Source organism: Microbacterium sp. B24, assembly GCF_000333415.1.
GTDB lineage: Bacteria > Actinomycetota > Actinomycetes > Actinomycetales > Microbacteriaceae > Microbacterium.
Genome location: NZ_BADB01000483.1, coordinates 1 through 2,580, shown reverse-complemented (window position 1 = coordinate 2,580; position 2,580 = coordinate 1). Strand labels below are relative to the sequence as shown.

General features: G+C 71.4%; 2 protein-coding genes and 2 pseudogenes. 1 reads left to right on the top strand and 3 read right to left on the bottom strand.

Annotated features, from left to right (window positions below; all coding sequences use genetic code 11):
* Positions 1–917: pseudogene (locus I5I_RS17695) on the bottom strand (hypothetical protein); the annotation flags it as partial.
* Positions 918–994: 77 nt separating this feature from the next.
* Here I5I_RS17695 and I5I_RS14115 point away from each other — a divergent pair.
* Positions 995–1,360: a response regulator transcription factor gene (locus tag I5I_RS14115; RefSeq protein WP_036321166.1), complete on the top strand. Its 366-nt coding sequence runs from the start codon at positions 995–997 to the stop codon at positions 1,358–1,360.
* 11 nt (positions 1,361–1,371) lie between these two features.
* On the opposite strand, the gene I5I_RS14110 is transcribed toward I5I_RS14115, so the two are convergent.
* Entirely contained in the window at positions 1,372–2,307 is a 936-nt protein-coding gene (locus tag I5I_RS14110; RefSeq protein WP_036321164.1) for a hypothetical protein, read from the bottom strand.
* Between the two features lie 3 nt (positions 2,308–2,310).
* Positions 2,311–2,580: pseudogene (locus tag I5I_RS14105) on the bottom strand (polysaccharide biosynthesis tyrosine autokinase); the annotation flags it as partial.

Genomic DNA, 2,580 nt, shown 5'->3' with positions numbered 1-2,580 from the left:
GGGTCGCGCAGGTCGATGCCGACGATCTTGAGCCGGTGGATCCAGTCCCCGCTGTCGGGCAGCGCCGAGAAGCGGCGGACGGCGTCGCGCGGAAAGCGGGTCGTGATGGTCGTGTGGGCGCCATCACGCAGCAGGCGCAGCGCGATGTACATGCCGATCTTCGCGCGGCCGCCGGTGAGCAGAGCGCGCCGGCCGGTGAGGTCGGTGCGGGCGTCGCGCTTGGCGTGACTCATCGCCGCGCAGTCGGGGCACAGCTGGTGGTAGAACGCGTCGACGGTCGTGTACGGCCCGATGCCCGCCGCGATGACGATGAGCATCACGAGGATCTGCGCCGCCGACTCGCCCGGACGAGAAGGCGGGTGTGGCTGCCCCTCGAAGAGCGCGAGAGGAACGATCAGCAGTACGGCCGACAGGTGGGACGCGCAGGTGATGATCGCCGAAGCGAGGGGTTCGCCCTCGACGAGGGTGATGTTGATGAGCGCGATGAGCAGGGCGAAGACCACGGCGGAGACCGCGGACAGGGCGACGAACTGCACCGCGTCGGTGGTTGTGCGCAGGCGTGCGTCTCGCCCCCCGCGCAGCAGCAGCCAGCCCAGCATCGCCGCTTCGATCGCGTTCGCCAGTCCGTACAGACCGCTGAGCTCGGCGGGTCGCCCCGCCACGAAGTTGCCGGCGGTCGTCGCGACGAGCACGACGCACACCGACACCGCGCGGCGATGCGGCGGCGCGCGCAGGACGAGCACGGCCGAGACGCCGGCCGCGGGCCACCACAGGGCTACCGGCACGCCGGGAACGGCGAAGCCGACCGCCACGATCGACAGCACGAAGATGAGCACTGCTCCGCCCAGCCAGAAGCCCAGGGTGCGCCACGCAGCTGTGGGGCGATCGACGGGGCGATCCACCCCGGAGGCTGTCATACGAGTACGCTAATGGCATTCGGGGGAAATCTAGACAGGCTAGTTATCGAGGGGCTGAGTCGGTGGAGGACGCACCCATGGCGAACGTGCTCGTTGTCGATGACGACGCCGACGTCGCCGAACTGGTGCGCACGGTCTTGAGCATCGCCGGTCATGAGGTCACCGTCGCCACCGACGGCGAGCACGGAATCGCCGCGGCATCGGCAGCGCACCCCGATCTCATCGTTCTCGATTGGATGATGCCGGGGATGACGGGCATCGAGGTCTGTCGCACGCTGCGGCAGGATTCGTCGTTCGATGCCACCCGCATCATCATGCTCACGGCCAAATCGGCGCCGTCCGACATCGATGCGGCGCGCGGAGCCGGTGCCGACGACTACGTCGTGAAGCCCTTCGCGCCGCGCGAGCTGCGTCGCCGCGTCGCCGAGCTGCTCGCCTCGTGACTGCGGCCGGCTCAGCCGGCGATGTCGATGAGGCGTGAGCCCGCCCAGAGGGTGAGCACGGTGCCCGATGCGCTGCTGCTCGCGTCCAGTGCGAGTGGCCCGGCGGCATCGGCGGCGTCGAGCGTCGTGCATCCGAGATCGCTCGCTCCGGTCGCGTCGCTCGAGTGGGCGGTGATGCGGATGCCGCTGCACGCGGCATCCGTCTGCGCGATGTAGACGGTGTCTGCGCTGACGGCGACGGCACGTGCGGTCTGAGCGAGACGCGTCCAGTTCTGCCCGTCCAGGCGGTAGGCGGCGTCGTCGCAGACGATCGCGGTGGTGCTGCCGGCCGAGCGCAGGCCCCAGGGTGTCGCGCAGGGGGCGGCGATGCGTGTGCCGTCGACGATGACGGCGCGCGAGCCGGGAAGTACGTAGGTGTCTACGGCGAAGATGTCGGGATAGGGCTCCCAGAACCGGCCGTCGGTGTAGGTGCGCAGCGTGTTCAGGGTGCAGTTCGCGCCGAGCGCGGCGACGGCGGTGGCGTTGCGGCCGCCGAACGAGGTGAGGCTGAGCACCTGGACGGCGCCCTTCGCCGTGGGGGTGACGCTCTGCCACGTGGCGCCGTTGTCGCCGGAGCGTTCGACGACGGGGGCCGCGCCGCCGCACGCTCCCGCGGTGGCGCGCCACATCGCGTCGGCGCCGACGGACAGGAACCGCTCGGCCGCACCGGGCGCGCCGGCAGGGGTGGGGGAAGCGGATGCCGTGGGTGTCGCCGTCGCTGTCGGGGTGCGGACGGTGTAGGTGAAGGTGGGCGCCGGTCCGACGGTGGCGTCGACGTCGCCGGGGCCGCGGCCCTGCCGGAGCGCGGCGACGCTGAGCCCGACGGCCGCGACGGTGAGCGCGATCAGTCCGATCGCGATGAGCGTCGCGCCGCCGCGGCTCTTGGCGAAGCTGCGCGGGCGGGGCACGGCTCAGCTCTCCCTGTCGGCCTCACGCGCGTCGCGGCGGGAGTCGAACCCGAGCTCGTCGAGCGTGGGCGCGGCGGGCACGCTGGCCAGCGGGGTGGTGCGTCCGCGGCGCTTGGCCCCCTTGCGCTCGGCCTTGGTGGTCTTGGCCGGGGTCTCGCGGTAGCCGTACCCGTAGCCGTAGCCGTACCCGTAGGCGGAGTAGTAGGAGTCGGGCCCGCGGGTGGGAACCATCGACATCACGAAGGACTCTAGAGGATCCCCGGGACCGAGCTC

Coding starts and splice junctions, on each gene's coding strand:
- I5I_RS14115 (WP_036321166.1), top strand. CDS start 995: ATGGCGAACGTGCTCGTTGTCGATGACGACGCCGACGTCGCCGAACTG.